Origin of the sequence: uncultured Hymenobacter sp. (assembly GCF_964243305.1) — a bacterium.
Classification (GTDB): Bacteria; Bacteroidota; Bacteroidia; order Cytophagales; family Hymenobacteraceae; genus Hymenobacter.
On sequence record NZ_CAXTEF010000018.1, the window covers coordinates 1 to 15,846 of the forward strand.

At 58.9% G+C, this 15,846-nt stretch carries 17 protein-coding genes; 10 read left to right on the forward strand and 7 right to left on the reverse strand.

Annotation, left to right across the window (positions count from 1 at the left end):
- Positions 1–169 precede the first annotated feature (169 nt).
- From ACFE70_RS11705 to ACFE70_RS11745, 9 genes are all read left to right on the forward strand, one after another.
- The gene (locus ACFE70_RS11705; protein ID WP_375417929.1) at positions 170–673 is read left to right on the forward strand and encodes a hypothetical protein; all 504 of its coding nucleotides are present in this window, start codon (positions 170–172) and stop codon (positions 671–673) included.
- 55 nt (positions 674–728) lie between these two features.
- Positions 729–971: a hypothetical protein gene (locus ACFE70_RS11710; RefSeq protein ID WP_375417930.1), complete on the forward strand. Its 243-nt coding sequence runs from the start codon at positions 729–731 to the stop codon at positions 969–971.
- The gene (locus ACFE70_RS11715; protein ID WP_375417931.1) at positions 968–1,372 is read left to right on the forward strand and encodes a type II toxin-antitoxin system VapC family toxin; all 405 of its coding nucleotides are present in this window, start codon (positions 968–970) and stop codon (positions 1,370–1,372) included. Before ACFE70_RS11710 ends, ACFE70_RS11715 begins: the two co-directional genes overlap by 4 nt.
- Positions 1,369–1,488 (forward strand): DUF2442 domain-containing protein, encoded by a 120-nt coding sequence (locus ACFE70_RS11720; protein WP_375417932.1) that lies wholly within the window; start codon positions 1,369–1,371, stop codon positions 1,486–1,488. Before ACFE70_RS11715 ends, ACFE70_RS11720 begins: the two co-directional genes overlap by 4 nt.
- A gap of 13 nt (positions 1,489–1,501) precedes the next feature.
- The gene (locus ACFE70_RS11725; protein ID WP_375417933.1) at positions 1,502–1,675 is read left to right on the forward strand and encodes a hypothetical protein; all 174 of its coding nucleotides are present in this window, start codon (positions 1,502–1,504) and stop codon (positions 1,673–1,675) included.
- Between the two features lie 125 nt (positions 1,676–1,800).
- Entirely contained in the window at positions 1,801–2,034 is a 234-nt protein-coding gene (locus ACFE70_RS11730) for a DUF4160 domain-containing protein (protein WP_375417934.1), read from the forward strand.
- Complete coding sequence (locus tag ACFE70_RS11735) at positions 2,018–2,293, forward strand: DUF2442 domain-containing protein (RefSeq protein ID WP_375417935.1); 276 nt, start codon at positions 2,018–2,020, stop codon at positions 2,291–2,293. The genes ACFE70_RS11730 and ACFE70_RS11735 overlap by 17 nt, the downstream gene beginning before the upstream one ends.
- A 110-nt stretch (positions 2,294–2,403) precedes the next feature.
- Complete coding sequence (locus ACFE70_RS11740; protein WP_375417936.1) at positions 2,404–4,785, forward strand: glycoside hydrolase family 3 N-terminal domain-containing protein; 2,382 nt, start codon at positions 2,404–2,406, stop codon at positions 4,783–4,785.
- A gap of 160 nt (positions 4,786–4,945) precedes the next feature.
- Positions 4,946–6,964 (forward strand): M1 family metallopeptidase, encoded by a 2,019-nt coding sequence (locus ACFE70_RS11745; protein ID WP_375417937.1) that lies wholly within the window; start codon positions 4,946–4,948, stop codon positions 6,962–6,964.
- Between the two features lie 123 nt (positions 6,965–7,087).
- Here ACFE70_RS11745 and ACFE70_RS11750 read toward each other — a convergent pair whose 3' ends face one another.
- On the reverse strand, positions 7,088–8,845 hold the full coding sequence (locus ACFE70_RS11750; protein ID WP_375417938.1) for a catalase: 1,758 nt from the start codon (positions 8,843–8,845) through the stop codon (positions 7,088–7,090).
- 234 nt (positions 8,846–9,079) lie between these two features.
- On the opposite strand from ACFE70_RS11750, the gene ACFE70_RS11755 reads away from it, so the two are divergent.
- Positions 9,080–10,324, forward strand: a complete 1,245-nt coding sequence (locus tag ACFE70_RS11755; protein ID WP_375417939.1) for a pyridoxal phosphate-dependent aminotransferase — start codon at positions 9,080–9,082, stop codon at positions 10,322–10,324.
- A 68-nt stretch (positions 10,325–10,392) separates the two neighbouring features.
- Here ACFE70_RS11755 and ACFE70_RS11760 read toward each other — a convergent pair whose 3' ends face one another.
- The 6 genes from ACFE70_RS11760 to ACFE70_RS11785 all read right to left on the reverse strand — a co-directional run bounded on the left by ACFE70_RS11760 (position 10,393) and on the right by ACFE70_RS11785 (position 15,790).
- Entirely contained in the window at positions 10,393–10,914 is a 522-nt protein-coding gene (locus ACFE70_RS11760; RefSeq protein ID WP_375417940.1) for a DinB family protein, read from the reverse strand.
- Between the two features lie 64 nt (positions 10,915–10,978).
- The gene (locus tag ACFE70_RS11765; protein ID WP_375417941.1) at positions 10,979–12,022 is read right to left on the reverse strand and encodes an NAD(P)-dependent alcohol dehydrogenase; all 1,044 of its coding nucleotides are present in this window, start codon (positions 12,020–12,022) and stop codon (positions 10,979–10,981) included.
- 445 nt (positions 12,023–12,467) lie between these two features.
- Positions 12,468–13,580: a glycoside hydrolase family 18 protein gene (locus tag ACFE70_RS11770; RefSeq protein WP_375417942.1), complete on the reverse strand. Its 1,113-nt coding sequence runs from the start codon at positions 13,578–13,580 to the stop codon at positions 12,468–12,470.
- Between the two features lie 156 nt (positions 13,581–13,736).
- Positions 13,737–14,453 carry a DUF1990 family protein gene (locus tag ACFE70_RS11775; protein WP_375417943.1) on the reverse strand — a complete coding sequence of 239 codons (717 nt, stop codon included), beginning with the start codon at positions 14,451–14,453 and terminating at the stop codon, positions 13,737–13,739.
- Positions 14,437–14,943: a DUF1990 family protein gene (locus ACFE70_RS11780; RefSeq protein ID WP_375417944.1), complete on the reverse strand. Its 507-nt coding sequence runs from the start codon at positions 14,941–14,943 to the stop codon at positions 14,437–14,439. Before ACFE70_RS11780 ends, ACFE70_RS11775 begins: the two co-directional genes overlap by 17 nt.
- A gap of 136 nt (positions 14,944–15,079) precedes the next feature.
- Positions 15,080–15,790 (reverse strand): HNH endonuclease, encoded by a 711-nt coding sequence (locus ACFE70_RS11785; protein WP_375417945.1) that lies wholly within the window; start codon positions 15,788–15,790, stop codon positions 15,080–15,082.
- Positions 15,791–15,846: the final 56 nt, after the last annotated feature.

A 15,846-nucleotide genomic window follows, 5' to 3' on the forward strand; every position in this document is an offset into this window, starting at 1 on the left:
TCGAGCGGCAGATGGAAGGCGCCACGCTGCTAAAATGCTCGGAGTTCGGGCAGGAAATTATTAAGAATATGTAGTAGCTTGGCAGGTAGCTAAAGCAAGCAAAACCCCGCGTTGGCTGTAGTAGCCGGCGCGGGGTTTTGTTCATAAAAAATTTCCGTTTAATTAAATCATGAAACAGTTCTTACCAGCCATAGTGAAAATTACAGTAATCATAATCGCATTATTTATATCTATAATTTTAATCTTGATAGGGTATGAGAAATGGGAAAGTTACAAGTATGAAGTGGCACAACAAGAAAAAACTGAGAGTGATAACAAGCTTGCAGCTAATTATTCAAGCATCAAATATTGGCCATCTAAAGGCCCATTTTTAAGCATTGGAATGTCTAAGATTAGATTTAAAAGTAAATTTCGTAATGGTAAATTGTATTACGCTTTACTATTTGAAGCCGGCAAAAACAGAAAAGCGAAGCAACCCACTTCGTTCGAAATATATCTTGTTGACAAAGACGGTTTCAAGGTTAGCAATACCCAGATTCCATCAACTTCTATGATAAGAACTGTTGACGACAATGGAAACTTTGCGGGCTATGAGTTCGATTCTACCGTAGATATTGACATCAACGATTACGCTTCTGTTGCAGATTGGAATATTTCATGGGGCGATTACTGATGTTTTGTAAAGTAGTTCTGTATTCTAGTCATTTGTTAGTTATAATTTTCGAGCTATGACGACGCTAGAAACCATTGTTCAAGAACTACAACACGTGCCGCCGGAGCGTCTGGATGAAGTGTATCAACTGGTCTTGGCCTTAAAAGCGCCGCCGGAGGCTAACAAAGAGTTGGCCGAATGGACCATGCAGTTTGCAGGTATGCTCAACCACTGGACGGAGGAAGAATGGGCTGACTTCCAGGCGGAGTTGCAACGGACGCGGGCGACACTGTTCAACCGGCCGGTACCCGAACTATGAAGCCTACCCTGCTCGACACTGATACGCTCACTTATTTTATGAAAGGGCATCCGCTGGTAGTCGCGCGGGCCATTTCGTACATCGAGCAGAACAAGGAGCTTAATATCAACTTGCTCACGCAGTATGAAGCCATGCATGGCCTGCTTTACAAAGACGCCCGTGCTCAATTACCACGCTTGGAAGAGCTGCTCAGCCGTTATCGGGTGTTGCCTCTTACCAATGAGTCGGTGCGGCTCTCCGCGACTATTTATGCTGACTTAAAACGGCAGGGGCAACCGCTGATGCATACGGACGTGCTGATTGCCGGCATCGCAATGGCCAACGGAATGCAGTTAGCAACCAACAATACCAAGCATTTTGAGCGTGTCGAAGGCTTGCAGCTAGTGAACTGGACGCTATGATGAATACGCCCATTTACTCCCGGTTTCCGCGGCTGCACGCGGCGCGACCGGAGCAGCGGCGGGTTGAGATTGGCGGCGGGGGTAGGGGCTTGCACTGGGACGAGCTGGAATACTAAATTGCTTTGAGCCATGACAACTATAGAAACCATTGTGCAAGAGCTACAACACGTGCCGCCGCAGCACTTGGACGAAGTGTATCAATTAATACGCAAATTCACGGAACCGTCTGAAGCTAATAAGAAGCTGGCGGCCGAAACGATGCGTATCCTCGAAGGCACGGATGACTTGCCGGATGAGGAATGAGATGCTATCAATGAACATATGCGCAAGCTCCGCGCAGAGTTGTTTACCCGTCCGCGGCCTGAATTTGATGATGAGCCTGACGCTGTTTAAACACGGACGTTTATCCTTGTCAACATAGAACTCAGATGCCAGTAGTTCTTCGCGTCGGCCCATACCGCTTTTTCTTTTACAGCAACGAATCGAACGAGCCGCCGCATATTCATGTGCGGGCAGCGGGAAATGAAGCTAAGTTCTGGCTGACCTCTATTGAACTGGCTTATAATCACGGATTCAGCAGCCCGGAATTAAATTCGGTATCGCGGCTGATTAAAGAATACCAAGAACCTTTTTTACAAGCCTGGAATGATTACTTCACCTAATAACCGCCCGGCTCTAGCCCGCTCCTACCGCCCCACTACGGCCCTGGCCCAAGCCGTTTCCTTCGATGAAGATTCTATGCACGTGCGCCTGACCGACGGGCGCACTGTGAGCGTGCCGCTGCTGTGGTTTCCGCGGCTGCACGCGGCGCGGCCGGAGCAGCGGTTGCGGGTCGAGATTGGCGGCGGGGGTAGGGGCTTGCACTGGGACGAGCTGGACGAGGACTTGGCGGTCGCGGGGCTGCTGGCGGGCGGCGAGTAGCGGGCGGAGCAGGCAGGTAAATCAGCTAGGCGGGGCCGGGCAATATTGGTTGGGCTGCCTACTTTTAGGTCAGTAAGCCAAGGCCTGTACTTTCCTACCCCCTCTGTTGTATGAATCGTTTCCGTTTGGCGCTCGTGGCGCTCGTGCTGGCAAGCGTCGGCGCCACTGGCGCGCAGGCTCAGAATCAAAAATTTAAGGTTAAGAGCAAGCCGGGCAAGACGGCGGGGGGTAGGGCCTACCAGCCCCTGGCGCCGGCCGAGGTGGACCGCCGGGTGGAGGCGCTGCTCAGCCAGATGACTTTGGAGGAAAAGGTGGGCCAGATGACGCAGGTGGCCCTGGATGTGGTGGGCCTGGGCGCCAGCCGCACCTCCGCCGATGCGCCGTTCAGCATCGACCTCACCAAGCTGCGCGACGTGATGGTGAAATACCACGTCGGCTCGTTCCAGAACTCGACCAACAACCGCGCCTCGACGCCGGCCACGTGGTACGGCATCATCAAGCAGATGCAAGACGTGGCACAGGCCGAAACGCGGCTAAAAATCCCGACGGTGTACGCCATCGATGCCATTCACGGCGAGACGTTCACGGCCGGGGCCACGTTCTTTCCGCAGGAAATCGCGCAGGCGGCGACCCGCAACCGGGCGCTGGTGCGGCGGGGCGCCGAGATTACGGCCTACGAAACCCGCGCCAGCGCCATCCCGTGGGTGTTTTCGCCGGTGCTGGATTTGGGCGCCGACCCGCGCTCGGCCCGGCAGTGGGAAACGCTGGGCGAAGACCCGTACCTGGGCGCCGAGTTGGGCGCCGAAATCATCAAGGGCTACGAAGGCGACCGCAACGACGTGGGCAACCCTACGCACGTGGCCGCCTGCCTCAAGCACTTCCTAGGCTACCAGGTGACGCAGGCCGGCAAGGACCGCACCAACGCCTACATCTCGACCGAGGCGCTGTATGAGTATCATCTGGCGGCTTTCAAGGCGGCGATTGAGGCGGGCGCGCACTCGATTATGATTAATTCGGGCCTCGTGAACGGCGTGCCCGTGCACGCCAACTATGAGCTGTTGACTAAGCTGCTGAAGGAAAAGCTGGGCTTCCGGGGCGTGGTCATCACCGACTGGCAGGACGTGGGCAACCTGCAAGCCCGCGACCACCTGGCTTCCACACCAAAGGAAGCCATCATGCTGGCTATCAACGCGGGCATCGATATGACCATGCCGCCCTACCAGTACGAAGAGTTCTGCAATGGCCTGACCGAATTGGTGCGCGAAGGCAAGGTGCCGCAAAGCCGCGTCGATGACGCCGCCCGGCGCGTGCTGCGCCTGAAAATGGAGCTGGGATTGTTTGAAAACCCCATCACCAATCCCCAGAACTACCCCCAGTTTGGTAGCCAGGCCTTTGAGCAGGCCGCCTACCAAACCGCTGCCGAAGCCGTGACGCTGCTCAAAAACCAGGACGCGGTCCTACCCCTCCGCAAAACTGCCAAGGTGCTGGTGGCCGGCCCCAACGCCAACTCCATGCGCACCCTCAACGGAGGCTGGACGTATTCCTGGCAGGGCGAAAAGACCGAGGAGTTCGCCGGCAAGTACAACACCATTCTGGAGGCGGTGCGAAAGAAAGTCGGGGCCGCGAACGTGACCTACGTGCCCGGCGTAAGCTACGCCACGGCGCCCAACGCCAAGTACTACGAAGAGCAGGCCGACCGCCTCGACGAGGCCGTGGCCGCCGCGCAGCGCGCCGATGTGGTGGTGCTGTGTTTGGGCGAAAACTCCTACGCCGAAAAGCCCGGCGACCTGAATGATATGTATCTCTCGGAGCTGCAAACCCAGCTCGCGCAGCGCCTGGCCGCCGCGGGCAAGCCCGTGGTGCTGGTGCTGACGGAGGGCCGGCCGCGCGTCATCAGCCGATTTGAGCCGGGCATGAAGGCGGTGGTGCAAGGGTATCTGCCCGGCAACTTTGGCGGCGACGCGCTGGCCGACGTGCTGTTTGGCGACGTGAACCCGTCCGGCAAGCTGCCCTACACCTACCCGCGCTACCCCAACGCGCTGGGCTCCTACATCCACAAGTATTCGGAGGAGCAGAAAAAGGCGGCCGGCGTGTATAACTACGAGGCCGACTACAACCCGCAGTACGAGTTCGGTACGGGCCTGAGCTACACCACGTTCAAGTACGGCCAGCTGGCCGTAAACCAGGCCAGCATCGCCAAAACCGGCCAGGTGAAAGTCACGGTGCAGGTTACCAACACCGGCGCCCGCGCGTGCCAGGAAGTGGTTGAGCTGTACTCGTCCGACCTCGTGGCCAGCCAGATAGCGCCCGACGTGCGCCGCCTGCGCCGCTTCGACAAGATTTCGCTCAAGCCCGGCGAAACCAAAACCGTTACCTTCACCCTGCCCGCGGCAGAGCTGGCCTACACCAGCCCGACGGGCGAAAAAGTGCTGGAAGCCGGCGAGTTCGACCTGCGCGTGGCCGACCAGACGCAGCGCATCACGGTGCAGTAGACCGGATTTTTATTTTCGCCTGGCAAAAGGGCCGGCAGCGCGAAAAGCGTTTCCCTACCCCCCAAAAAACGCCAACGCGCGGGGTTTCGGCGCTGAATGGGGGGTAGGGAATACCCGGTGGCTGGCACTGCTGGCGTGCAGTGCCTAGCTTCGCGCTATCATGAAAAAACTTCTTCTTTTCGCCACACTATTGGGTGCTGCGGTTTCCCTACCCCCCCTTTCGGCGCAAGCGCAGACGGCGCCGGCCGCCGCCCCGGCTTACGACCCCAAGGCCCTGTTCCTGCCAACCTTCCTGACCGAGCGCGGGCCGCTGACCCACACCGCCGGCGGCGCGCCCGCAGCTTCCTACTGGCAGAACGCGGCTAGCTACAAAATCGCGGCGACGCTCGACGAGGAGACCGAAACTGTGCGGGCCAACGTCGACATCACCTATACCAACAACTCGCCTGACCGGCTGCCCTTTGTGTGGCTGCAACTGGACCAGAACCTGTTTAAGCGCAACTCCAGGGGAGCGCTGAACACGCCCGTGCAGGGCGCCCGCAACGGGGCAGCGCGATTTGGGGCCTCGGGCGTGGCGGGCGGCGACAGTTTGCAGTCGGTCAGCATCACGCTGCACGGCAAAACCCAGAAGGCGCAATATCGCATCAGCGACACGCGGATGCAGATTATGCTGCCCGAAGCCATGAAGCCGGGCGGTGACCGGCTGGGCATTAAAATCGCCTACTCGTTCTTCATTCCGCAATACGGCTCCGACCGGCTGGGCCGGCAGCAGACGGCCAACGGCCAGATTTATGAGGTCGCGCAGTGGTATCCGCGCATGGCCGTTTATGATGATGTGGAAGGCTGGAATACGCTGCCTTACCTGGGCTCCGGCGAGTTTTACCTCGAATACGGCAACTTCGACTACACCATCAACGTGCCGGCCAGCTACCTCGTCGGCGGCTCTGGCGAGCTAGTGAACCCTGGCGAGGTGCTCACGGCCACCCAGCAGCAGCGTCTGGCCAAAGCCCGCACCTCCGACCAAACCGTGCTGGTGCGCACGCCGGCCGAAGTGACGCAGCCCAGCTCGCGCCCGACGGGCCGCAACGGCCGCCTGACCTGGCATTTCCGCTGCCAGCAGGCCCGCGACGTGGCGTGGGGCGCGTCCGCTTCCTTTGTCTGGGACGCGGCCAAGATGAACCTGCCGAGCGGGCGCAAATCGTTGGCCATGTCGCTCTACCCCGCCGAAGTGGCGCAGGACTCGGCCTGGAACCGCTCGACGGAATACGTCAAGAAAAGCATCGAATTCAACTCCCGGCAGTGGTTTGAGTACACCTACCCCGTGGCGACCAACGTGGCCGGGCCGGTGGGCGGCATGGAGTACCCGGGTATCGTGTTCTGCGGCGCCGACGCCAAGCGGGGCGACCTGTGGGGCGTCACCGACCACGAGTTCGGCCACAACTGGTTTCCGATGATTGTGGGCTCGAACGAGCGTAAATACGCCTGGATGGACGAGGGTTTCAACACCTTTATCAACATCTACACGACCCGCGACTTTAATAAGGGCGAGTATAGGAAATATGCCAGCGACAGCATTGCGGTGCTGCGCCTGCTCAGCTACCTGCGCAACCCCAACGCCGACATTCTGATGACCACGCCCGACGTGATTCAGCCCCGCAACCTGGGCATGGCCGCTTATGGCAAGCCCGGTTACGGCCTCTACTTATTGCGCGAAAAAGTGCTGGGGCCGGAGCGGTTCGACTACGCTTTCCGCCAGTATATCCGCCGCTGGGCCTTCAGGCACCCGCAGCCGCGCGACTTTTTCCGCACCATGAACGAGGCCAGCGGCGAAGACCTCAACTGGTTCTGGCAGGGCTGGTTCTACCAGAACTATCAGCTCGACCAGGCCATCACCACGGTTAGCTATGCCAACCAAGACCCGGCGCAGGGCGCGCTCATCACCGTCGAAAACCGCGACAAGCTGGCCATGCCCGTCACGGTCGAAGTCACTGAAGCCGGCGGCAAAGTGGGCCGCGTAAATCTGCCCGTCGAAATCTGGCAGCGCGGCAGCACCTGGACCTTCCGCTACGCCTCCAAGGCGCCGCTCACGCGGGTGCGGCTAAACCCCGACGGTGTGCTGCCGGACAATAATGCGGGCAACAATAGCTGGCAGCCGCTAGCGGTGCCGGTGGGGAATTAACCAAAATCCCTACCCCCCTTTCCCCGCGGAAAGGGGGGTAGGGATTTTCAAGTAGATAACCAGCCAAACTAAAAACGCCGCCCTTCACAAGGCGGCGTTTTTCACTACAAGAAACCAGAATTGCTAATACGGCTTGGCGTCGTGGGCCATTTCCTCGGCCTGCTTCACCGCCTCGTTGGCGCCGGGCTGACCGTGAGCGTCACTCTGGCCGTTGCCGTTGGCGGCGTAGCCGTTCTGGCCATTACCGTTGCTGGCGTGGCCATTTTGGCCATTGCTGCCATTAGCGGTGCGGCGGCCGAGGTAGCGGCCGGTGGCGGCGCTGGGGTTCTTGGCGATGATGTCGAGCGCGGCCTGCAGGCGCTGGCCGTACTCCGGGTCGCACTTGCTGAACAGTGACACCATGCGGGCCTGAATTTCGGGCGTGGCGGCGCTGATGGCGTCGCTGAGGTTATTAATCAGGTCCTCTTTCTCCAGGTCGTTGTGCAGGCGCCAGCGCTCGCCGGCCTGCTTGAAATCAACGTCGCCGTGGCGGTCGGTCTTCTGGCGCACGAGGCGGGCCTGGTACATGGGCTCGTGGTCGCGGCCGGCGCGGGGGCTCTCGGTGAGGCCGTTGATGGAGCTGGGCTCGTAGTTCACGTGGGGGTTCTGGCTGGGGGCCGTGTCCACGTGGAAGGTCATCTGGCCGTCGCGCTGGTTCGTGGCGACGTGCTTCTTGGGTGCGTTGATAGGCAGCTGCAAGTAGTTGGTGCCCACGCGGTAGCGCTGGGTGTCGGAGTACGAAAAGGTGCGGCCTTGCAGCATCTTGTCGTCCGAGAAGTCCAGGCCATCGACCAGCACGCCAGTGCCATAAGCCACCTGCTCCACTTCGGCGAAGTAGTTCTCCGGGTTGCGGTTCAGCGTCATCATGCCCACGGCCAGGTGCGGGAACTGGTCTTCGGGCCAGAGCTTGGTGTCGTCGAGCGGGTCGAAGTCCAGCTCGGGGTGCTCACCGTCTTCCATGAGCTGCACGCGCAGCTCCCACTTGGGGAAGTTGCCGGCCTCAATGGCCTCGTACAAATCCTGAGTCGCGTGGTTGAAGTTTTTGGCCTGAATGGCTTCGGCTTCGGGCTGGGTCAGGTTCTTGATGCCCTGCTGGGGCTCCCAGTGGTATTTCACCAGCGTCCCTACCCCCTCTTTATTCACCCACTTATAGGTGTTCACGCCCGAGCCCTGCATCTGCCGGTAGTTGGCCGGAATGCCCCAGGGCGAGAACAGGAACGTGAGCATGTGCATCGCCTCGGGCGTGTTGCTCATGAAGTCGAAGATGCGCCCGCCATCCTGCCGGTTGGTGATGGGGTCCGGCTTCAGCGAGTGAATCACGTCCGGGAACTTGATGGCATCGCGGATGAAGAACACCTTGAGGTTGTTGCCCACGAGGTCCCAGTTGCCGTCTTCGGTGTAAAACTTCACGGCGAAGCCGCGCGGGTCGCGCAGGGTTTCGGGCGAGTGGCCGCTGTGGATAACCGTGGAGAAACGGGTAAACACCGGCGTTTCCTTGCCTTTTTTGCTGAAGAGCTTGGCGCGGGTGTAGCGCTCGATGGGCTCGCCGCCCACGGTGCCGTAGGCTTCGAACGTGCCGTGGGCACCGGCGCCGCGGGCGTGGACCACGCGCTCGGGGATGCGCTCGCGGTCGAAGTGGCTGATTTTCTCCAGCAGCTGGTAGTTTTCCAGCGTCACGGGGCCGCGGTTGCCCACGGTGCGCGAGTTCTGATTGTCATACACCGGGTGGCCCTGGCGGGTGGTCAGGGTCTGGGCCTGCTCGCCAGCGGCCATACGGCGGTCGGCAGCGCTGCCGCTGCCAGTGACGGCGGTGCCGTTTTCGCCTTGGGGGTTGTCGCTCATAAAAATACGGAAGTTAAAAGGTGAAGGAATCTGGGCAGTGTCTTAGTAACGGGCCGGCGGGGCAGTTGTTTAGCCGAATCGAGGGCAAAATTGTGGGCTGTGGGGTCAAAGATAAAAAGTTAGAAGGTCACGCCCCTACCCCCATCCGCCGTGCTGAGCTTGCGAAGCATGATAGACAGCTTAACGAGGCTTTTTGCTTCCATCACAGCATCAGTCTGCCTAACTTTGCGCCCTATGCTACGACTCTCCCAGCGCGGGCAGGCTATGCCGCCCTCCCCGTTTCGGAAACTGACGCCCTACGCCGAAGCCGCCAAAAAAGCCGGCAAGCGGGTTTATCATCTCAACATCGGCCAGCCCGACCTGGAAACCGCGCCCGAGCTGCTGGCCGCCGTGCGAGGGGTTGATTTCAACGCCCTTACCTACAGCTACGCCGCCGGCACCGACAGCTACCGCCGCCAGCTCGTCGGCTACTATGAGCGGGCTGGCATTCCGGCCGCGTTCGAGGATATTCTGGTCACTACGGCTGGCTCCGAAGCCATTCTGTTCGCGCTGCTCACCTGCCTGAATCCGGGCGACGAGCTGATAGTGCCGGAGCCATTCTACGGGGCTTACACCGCATTTGCTATTGCGGCGGGCGTCACGATTGTGACCGTGACGGCGCACGTGGAAACCGGCTATGCCCTACCCCCCCTAGCCGACTTCGAGCGGGTGGTCACGCCCCGCACCAGGGCGGTGCTGCTTTGCAACCCCAGCAACCCGACCGGCTACGTGTATCAGCCCGCGGAGCTGACCGCGCTGCTGGATTTCTGTAAGCGGCACGACTTGTACTTTTTATCTGACGAGGCCTACCGGGAATTCTGCTACGATGGCGCCGAGGCCACCAGCGCTCTAAGCCTGCCCGGCAGCGAAGAACACGTTATCGTGCTCGACACGATTTCCAAGCGCTACAACGTGTGCGGCGCCCGCATCGGCGCGCTCGTGACCCGCAACCCGGCCGTGTGGCGGGCCGCCTTTCATTTTGCGCAGATGCGCATCTCGCCGCCCGGCCTCGGAATGCTGCTGGGCGAAGCCGCCGCCGCCCTACCCCCCACGTATTTCGACACGACCCGCGCCGAGTATCACGCCCGGCGCGACTTCACGGTGCGGCGCCTGCAAGCCCTGCCCGGCGTGGTGTGCCGGGTGCCCGGCGGCGCTTTCTACGTGATGCCGCAACTGCCCATCGACGACGCCGAAACCTTCTGCCAGTGGCTGCTGGAAGACTTTTCCCACGAAGGCGCCACGCTCATGCTCTCGCCGGCCCGTGGCTTCTATAAAACACTCGGCCTGGGTCGCCAGCAGGTGCGTCTGGCTTACGTGCTGAACCTGACCGACCTCGACGCCGCGCTAACCTGCCTGGAACACGCCCTGCAAGTGTATCCGGGCCGGCAGCCAGCCCTTGTTGCGGCAAATGACTCGCTGATTGCGGCCGCCACGGCGTAAAGCACTCGCCCAGCACGCTCTCTTCATTTTCAAAAGAACGCGCCCGCGCCAAGTCCAGAACGCAGCCTTTAGCTGCCGCGCAGCACTCGCGCCGTGACCAGCAACTGCCCCATGTGGCGCTGGGTATGCTCGGCCGCATGAAACAACAGTCCCAGCACGGTGCTCGGCAGCTGTGCCCGCCCTACCCCCCTCAGCTGCGTCAACCCGACTTCGGGCGTCGTTTTTAATTGGCTCAGGGTTTTGTCAACCTGTTGATTGAAAGCGCTAACTAAATCTGCTACCGTCGTGGCGGCAGCGGCTGGTTGGTCTTCCTGAGCCAAAGCAGCCAGCTGGGCAGCAGTTAAGGCTTCGGCGCGGGCGTAGGTCGTGAGGCGGTCGAGAACGCCGGCCAGGTGCTGCAAGTGAAACCCGACGGACGCCACGCCCGCCGGACGCTGCCAGAGTAGGCTTTCAGGAAAATCAGTCAGCGCCGCCGCTATCTCCTCGCGGGCTTGCAGCAGCGCATGGGCCACGGGCTGAAGCAGCGGCGGCACGTCCGGCAGCGGGCCGCGCAGCCAGACCTCGGGCAGGTTTGCATTGGATGAGGACATGCGTAACCAAAAAGAACGTCATGCTTCGCAGGGCTCAGCATGACGTTCTTTTATTTACTCCGCTCTATAAAGTAGCCAAGTCAATCGAGAACCGATACTTCACGTCGCCTTTAAGCATCCGCTCGTAGGCTTCGTTGATGTCGGCCATCGGAATAACTTCCACATCGGAGAGAATACCGTGCTCGGCGCAGAAATCCAGCATCTCCTGCGTCTCGGCGATGCCGCCGATGAGTGAGCCGGCCAGGCGCCGCCGGCCGCCAATGAGGTTAAAAATCTGAATTTGCGGGGCTTCGGGCGGCACGCCCAGCAGCACCATCGTACCATCGCGGCGCAGCAGCTGGAGGTACTGATTCAGGTCGATGGGGGCCGAAACGGTATTAATAATCAGGTCAAAGTAGCTTCTGACTTCTTTGAGCGCGGCCGGGTCTTTGGTGACGATAAACTTGTGGGCACCCAGCTCTTTCGCATCGGCTTCCTTGCCGGGCGAAGTACTGAGCACGGTAACTTCGGCGCCCATCGCGGCGGCGATTTTCACGGCCATGTGGCCGAGACCGCCGAGGCCGATGACGCCTACTTTCTGGCCGGGCTGCACGTTCCACTGGCGCAGGGGCGAGTAGGTGGTAATGCCGGCGCAGAGCAGGGGCGCGACGCGCTCGAGCGGCTGGCCCTCGGCGATGCGCAGCACGAAATCTTCATTTACCACAATCTGATTCGAGTAGCCACCCATCGTCAGGCCGCCACTCACCTTGTCGGGCGCGCCGTAGGTGCCCGTGAAGCCGGGCTCGCAGTATTGTTCCAGGCCCTCGCGGCAGCTCTCGCACTCGCGGCAGGAATCCACCATGCAGCCCACGCCAGCTGGCTGCCCAACCTGAAATTTGGTCACGTGCGCGCCGACTTCGCGGATGATGCCCACGATTTCGTGGCCCGGCACGAGCGGAAACTGCGCGCCGCCCCACTCGTCGCGCACCTGGTGCAAATCGGAGTGGCAGACGCCGCAGAACTTGATGTCAATCAGCACGTCGTGCGGCCCCACATCGCGGCGCTCAAAGGAAAAGGGGGTCAGGGGGGCGTGAACTGCGGGTGCGGCGTAGGCTTTCGTAGGGTGCATAAAGGGTTTGGTAGAAGGTAAAGAGTGCGAATTGTAACCGCCCGTTTAACTCCTAAGCCCGCTTAAGGTTAACGCTGAGTTTCTAATTGCCAAGGCCGCCGTTGGAACGAGCCTCTGTCTTGGCATCGAACGACGCTACCAAACTGCGCGACTAGCCAAATCCCTACCCCCTCCTGTCAGTGCGAACGATGCGAGTGCCGAGACGCGAATTGCAGGACGGCATAAGCCGGGAGACCCGTCTTTACTGCTGCTTCCTCAGGTGCGCCAGCAGCTCCCGCAGCTGTTATTGCAGCTGCGCAGTCACTCGCGCGCAAAACGCTAGAGCGTGTGGACAGTAATTGATAAAGCAGGACGTTCTTTTTGCGTTGAAAACAACCCTTTTACTTACTGTCCGCACAGCCTCGTATAAATAGCGGCCCGCACAGTAGAATACCAGCCGCCCAGGCTAAGGACGTGCAGGATGCGCGGCCGTATAAATAGCATCCAGCAAACCGTGTTGAGGTTTGTCGCCGGTCAGCTCCCAGAACATAATTCCGCCCAGCTTTTTGGCTACGGCATACTGAGTCTTCAGCCGCATAGATTCCTCATTGTCGAATGAGGCGAATTCGCCACGGCTTTTGCTGTAAGCATACGGAGCTTTGGCAAGGTTATCCCAATGATTTACAAAGCCTTGTGCCGCGGATAGGCTGTCGGTAAAATACCGGTAATCAAGGCTACTTTTGAACTTGCAAGCTTGATTCAAGCCATTAGTAGCGGCCTTAACGCCGCTGAAAATACGTGCGTAAAAGGCGGCGCCAATGACAATCTTCCTCGAATCGATGCCTAGCGAATCAAGAAACCGGACGCCATTGTCAACCGACTGAAGCTGCACCGGCGTTGAGTAGAGCGGGGTATGGTGGCCGGTCGTGGTGCTGTAGCCATTCACCAGGTCATAACTCATCAGGTTGACCCGGTTTACCAGCGGCATAACGGTCTTCCATTCCACGGATTTTTTCAGATACTCCGTAAAGCCGCCGGCGGCAAAGCTGATTTCATACGTGTTGCCCAGCGTTTTTCGCAACGCCTGCACCAGCAGGGTAAAATTGTGCCGGTCTTCGGCGGCGAAGCGGTGGCCCGGCACGCCTTCTATGGCCGGATATTCCCAATCCAGATCAATTCCGTCGGTCTGGGTAGCCACCAGGATTTCTTTCACTGATAAAGCGAAGTCAGTTCGGCCTTGGCTTGTTGAAAATACCTGCGAGCAGGTTTCACAACCGCCCCAGCCGCCTAAAGAGAGCAGAATTTTAAGGCTCGGATTTTTAGTTTTGAGTTCTACCAGCGCCTTCACGGCGGCTCTATCCTGGGGCTTATCGAAGGTAAAGGCGTTGCCTTTCAAGTGCAGAAAGCTGTAGATAATATGCGTAAGCTTATCAGCAGGATACTTTTTAAACCCGACAGAATCGCCGGCATAATAGGCGATAATATCGACGCTGGGTTTAGCTGAGTTTACCACCTTAGGCGCAGTTGCACAGGCGGTTGCGCTTAAAAGCAGCATAGACAGGTAAAGCGTGTTTTTCATGAGCAAGCTAATAGGTGAGCTGAAGCACCATGAAATATAGGGCGTCCGTGCCGTTGGCGCCGGCAAGGGGGGTAGGGATTTACTCGGTAGCACCATTTGGCAGCATCGTTCAGGCACCGAGACGCGAACCGAACAGCGGCCTGGCAGCACCCATATTCAGCCTTCCAAGTACCCTAGCATCTCCCGCACCTGCTGTTGCAGCCGCCACAGTGACGCCCGCGCAAACCGCCGTTGCAGCCGCCGCCCGAACAGCTTAAAACCCAGCCAGTAAAACGGGTTGCGGATGCGCCCGGTCTGCGATACGGCGTGAATACGAAACGTGACCTGGCCGGAAGTCAGGTTTTTGTGCAGCGTGAAGTCGATTTGTCCGCGCTCAAAATGGCCTTGCAGCGTGCGGTAGAAGTAGCCCCACACCTGCTCCGGCCCGGCGGCCGTGTCGCGCACTTCATCCCAGACGCCGCCCACGCGCACCCCAAACCAGAACGAAAAGCCCAGAAACCGGCCGCGCAAGAGCATTAGCCGGTTTTCCAGCGGCTGGCTGGGGTCGAAAATGCCGGTCAGCAACTGGGGCGGCGGGAAAGAGTAGCGACGCAGCACCGTTTGCGCGGCGGCGAAGGAGCCGTTTGGGCGCGGCGTTCCGGCTGGTTCGGGGGGTAGGGAAATGGCATAATCATCCACGTTCCAGCCGTTGGCGGGCGCAAAGTCGGCTAGTCGCTCGGCGTCGAAGTTGACCGGCGCATCTTGGTAAACTAATAAGCGCGAGCGGTAGCGGGCCAGCAGTTGCGCGGCAGCCGTAGCGTTAGGCGCTGCTGCCACGGCTTGCGCGGCAGCCGTTTCTGTGGCAGTGCGGGCGCGGTCAGGCGTGGTGCTCATGGCGCGTTCCCGCCGGGTCATGCACCACCGTTTCGACCGAAACCGGGCCTAGCGCCTGCCCGCCGGCGGCCACGGCTACCCGCTCGCAGAAGGTGCGCCAGGTAGCTTCCTGCACGTGGCGGCCCACGCCGAGCGTGTCGTAGGCGAAGGCCACGAGGCCATCGCGCGCCCGCGCCCAGGAGCAGATTTCAAACTCCAGCGCGCCCGCCTGCGACCCGTGCGCGTGCGCCGCAAACCGGATGCGGCCGGCCTCGGGGTGCCCATCCAGGGTTATCAGCTCAAAGTAGGTTTCGCCCACTGCCGTCACCCGCACCGAGCCGTTCCACGGCCCCAGGATGCGGATGTGAAACTCGTCGCCCACAGCCAGGCAGTTGGCTTGGCCCTGCGTTTTCTCAAACTCCGCCAGCAGGCCGGGCGCGAAGCTGGGCAAGTCGCACTTCACCCGCTGCATGAGCGTGGCGGGCGTCAGGCGGGGCCGGGCCAGCGCCACGGCATAGCGCCGGGCGGTGTAGGGGCCCGCGCCAGTCGCGGCGGGTTGCGGGGGTAGGCATGGGGCGGAATTTACGTAAGATGCTTATTCATCTAATGCGCTTCTACACAAGTAGCATACTACATACTTCCCTAGTCTAACTGGCAATAAAGTCTGAAATAGGTGTTGAACGCCTGCTAGAATTGCAATGAAAACAGCTCGTCGCAAGATTGTCATACGAGTTATCACCGCCTTCACTGACAGGTTGAATATGGTCTAATGTAGCATTGAATCGCGTTAGTTGCTTGTTGCATTTGTAGCACAAATATTCGTCCCGCTCAAAAATCCTTAATCTGTTCTCCTTGATGTTATAGTAGTCTTGTTCCTTGCGCGGGTCAACACTCGGCAGTGAATCCAATTGATGAATTTTCATTCTCTCTTTGCAAACCTGTATCTGTTCAGGCAAAAAGATTTTGTATAGTGTACCTTCCCTTGTTGTATCGCCAAATTTCATTATTACACCTAGGACTTCTAAAGACCTCAAATTCTCAGCAACTGTTTTTTCGCCAAAACGTGAATTCTGTTTATCGAATGTTTTAAATTTTGTTCCTATGCCTTTTGCTAACCTTCCATTACTTACTCTTAGGAAAACGTCACCTGTCTCTAAAACCGAATGTCTGAAAATGAACCAGTATATGTCCATTTCATAAGGTGAAATTACAGGTTGCAGAAAATCAACGATGTCCTTAATGATTTGAGGAAGCTCGAAAATGTCAAAGGTCTCCCTAACACTTTCTTCATCCTTTATCGCTAAAGACTCTTCGACTGTATCAAGTAAGTCTCGTATCTTTTTAATTTCGTCTCTCACAGAATAGTCTCTTATTATAAATGACGTTTTGAGATAGAGTTCAATAGTAGCGCTCG